A 2994-nucleotide genomic window follows, 5' to 3' on the forward strand; every position below is an offset into this window, starting at 1 on the left:
ACGCCGCGTCGCCGGACGTCGCGCAGGCGTACACCGATCCCGCGCTGGAGTGCGCCAGGCTCACCGTCCCGCTCGACTACGCGCAGCCGGACGGGCGGACCGCGGAGATCGCCGTCCTGCGCGCGAAGGCCACGGGGCAGCGGATCGGGTCGATGGTGGTCAACCCCGGCGGCCCGGGCGTCTCCGGGACGTCGCTGGTGCCGTCCCTGGTCAAGTCCGCCCCCGAGCTGCAGCGCAGCTTCGACTTCGTGGGCTTCGACCCCCGCGGGGTCGGCGTGAGCACCCCGGCGATCGACTGCCTCACCGACGCCGAGCAGGACACCTACCGCGCCACCGTGTACGCCGATCCGTCGCCCGCGGGCGTCGCGGCCCTGGAGGCGCACAACGAGGAGTACGCGGACCGGTGCGCCGAGCGCGTGGGCGCGGACGTCCTGGCCAACCTGGGGACCCGGGACGTGGTGAAGGACCTGGACCTGCTGCGCGCCGCGCTGGGCGACGAGCGGCTCACCTACTACGGCTACTCCTACGGCACCTCGATCGGCACCGCCTACGCCGAGGCCTTCCCCGACCGGGTCCGGGCCATGGTGCTCGACGGCGCCATCGACCCCACGCAGGACACGGTCGCGTCGAGCGTGGACCAGAGCGCGGGCTTCCAGCAGGCCTTCGACGCCTACGCCGACTGGTGCGCCACCCAGCCGAACTGCCCGCTGGGCACCGACCCCGCCCGCGCCACCCAGGCCTGGCAGAGCCTGGCCCGCCCGCTGGTCGACCAGCCCGCGAGGACCGGCGACCCGACGCGCAGGCTCTCCTTCTCCGACGCGGTCATCGGCGTGCAGCAGGCCCTCTACCTGCGGACCCTCTGGCCGCTGCTGTCGATCGGGATCTCCCAGCTCGCCACCGGCGACGGCTCGCTGCTGCTGACGCTGGGCGACCTGTACTACAAGCGCTCGGGCGGGCGGTACGACAACTCGCTCGAGGCCTTCCAGGCGATCACCTGCATGGACAACGTCCGGATCACCGATCCCGCGCAGGTCACGGCGCTGGCCCAGGGCGTCGAGCAGGCCGCGCCCTTCACCACGACCGGCCGCGGCCCCGTCGTCGCCAGGGACCCCTGCGCGTTCTGGGCGGTCCCGCCGACCACCAGCCCGCACCGACCGGACGTCCCGGGGCTGCCGCCGACCGTGGTCGTGTCGGTCACGGGGGACCCGGCCACCCCGTTCCAGGCCGGTGTCGACCTCGCCGAGGACCTCGGGGCGAAGCTGATCACGGTCGAGGGCAACCAGCACACCGCCGGCCTGCAGGGGAACGCCTGCATCGACACCGCGCTGACGGCCTATCTCGTGGACGGGACCCTGCCGGGAGACGGTGCGCAGTGCGTCCTCACACCGTGACTCACCCGAAAGTGATGCGTCGTCAAACACCCTGAGCAGCGACGAAACATTCACGTAACACGTCGTTCCTAGCCTGACGCCCATGGACCGCCAGCAGGAATTCGTGCTGCGCACGCTCGAGGAACGAGACATCCGCTTCGTGCGGCTCTGGTTCACCGACGTGCTCGGCTATCTCAAGTCGGTGGCGGTGGCCCCCGCCGAGCTCGAAGGGGCGTTCGCGGAGGGCATCGGGTTCGACGGCTCGGCCATCGAGGGCTTCGCCCGGGTGTACGAGTCGGACATGGTCGCCCGGCCCGATCCGTCGACCTTCCAGGTGCTGCCCTGGGAGTCCGGCGGCGAGCACTACTCCGCCCGGATGTTCTGCGACATCGCGATGCCGGACGGGTCGCCCTCCTGGGCCGACCCCCGCCACGTGCTGCGCCGCGCCCTGTCCAAGGCGGGCGAGGCGGGCTTCACCTGCTACGTCCACCCCGAGATCGAGTTCTACCTCCTCCGCGACCTGCCCGCCGACGGCTCCCCGCCGATCCCCGCCGACTCCGGCGGCTACTTCGACCAGGCCAGCCACGACGTCGCGCCGCACTTCCGGCGCAACGCGATCGAGACGCTCGAGTCGATGGGCATCTCGGTGGAGTTCAGCCACCACGAGGGCGGCCCCGGCCAGCAGGAGATCGACCTGCGCTACGCCGACGCCCTCACCATGGCCGACAACATCATGACCTTCCGGTACGTGGTGAAGGAGGTCGCGCTGACCCAGGGCGTGCGGGCGAGCTTCATGCCCAAGCCCTTCACGAACCACCCCGGTTCGGCCATGCACACCCACTTCTCGCTGTTCGAGGGCGACCGCAACGCCTTCCACGACCCCGACGACCCCTACGAGCTCTCCGAGACCGGCAAGGCGTTCGTGGCCGGGGTGCTGCGGCACGCGCGCGAGATGAGCGCCGTGACCAACCAGTGGGTCAACTCCTACAAGCGGCTGATCACCGGCGGCGAGGCCCCGACGGCCGTGTCGTGGGGCCACGCGAACCGCTCCGCGCTGGTCCGGGTGCCGATGTACTCGCCCGGCAAGTCGTCGACCCGGCGCGTGGAGATCCGCACGCTGGACTCGGCCTGCAACCCCTACCTGGCCTTCGCCGTGATCCTCGGCGCCGGGCTGCAGGGTGTGCAGAAGGGCTACGAGCTGCCCGCCGCCACCGAGGACGACGTCTGGTCGCTCACCGACACCGAGCGCCGCGCGCTGGGCTACGAGCCGCTGCCGCAGAACCTCACCGAGGCCCTCGGCGCGATGGAGCACTCGGAGCTGGTCGCCGAGATCCTCGGCGAGCACGTGTTCGACTTCTTCCTGCGCAACAAGCGGGCGGAGTGGGACGCCTACCGCCGCAACGTCACCCCCTACGAGCTGGCGACCTACCTGCCGGTGCTCTAGGAGCGCCGCACGCGTTCCTGGAGGAAGTCGATGCCTGCGCGGAGGGCGGCCACCCCGTCCTTCGTGCCGGTGCCCAACGCCTGGACGTCCTCGTGCGTGGTCACCCGTGCCGACTCCCGGACGGCCGCGCGGAGCTCCGCGGCGATCTCGCAGAGCTGGTCGGTCCAGCCCGAGGCCTCG

The 2994-nt window shown here is 71.6% G+C and carries 3 protein-coding genes; 2 read left to right on the top strand and 1 reads right to left on the bottom strand.

Annotated elements, in window-relative coordinates:
• Together H5J29_RS27285 and H5J29_RS27290 are read left to right on the top strand one after the other, a co-directional pair.
• Nucleotides 1–1391, top strand: a 1391-nt coding sequence (locus H5J29_RS27285; protein WP_181783864.1) for an alpha/beta hydrolase, incomplete at its 5' end; no start/stop codon positions are given.
• Between the two features lie 82 nt (nucleotides 1392–1473).
• A complete protein-coding gene (locus H5J29_RS27290) occupies nucleotides 1474–2814 on the top strand; it encodes a glutamine synthetase family protein (protein ID WP_181783865.1) in 1341 nt (446 codons plus the stop codon).
• On the opposite strand, the gene H5J29_RS27295 is transcribed toward H5J29_RS27290, so the two are convergent.
• The coding region (locus H5J29_RS27295; protein WP_181783866.1) for a hypothetical protein at nucleotides 2811–2994 on the bottom strand (184 nt) is incomplete at its 5' end. The genes H5J29_RS27290 and H5J29_RS27295 overlap by 4 nt on opposite strands.

The organism is Pseudonocardia pini, from assembly GCF_013870575.1.
In the GTDB taxonomy this organism is placed as follows: domain Bacteria; phylum Actinomycetota; class Actinomycetes; order Mycobacteriales; family Pseudonocardiaceae; genus Pseudonocardia; species Pseudonocardia pini.

What these genes read in the sequence shown, in the direction of transcription:
- H5J29_RS27290 (WP_181783865.1), top strand. Translation starts at nt 1,474, where the DNA reads ATGGACCGCCAGCAGGAATTCGTGCTGCGCACGCTCGAGGAACGAGAC.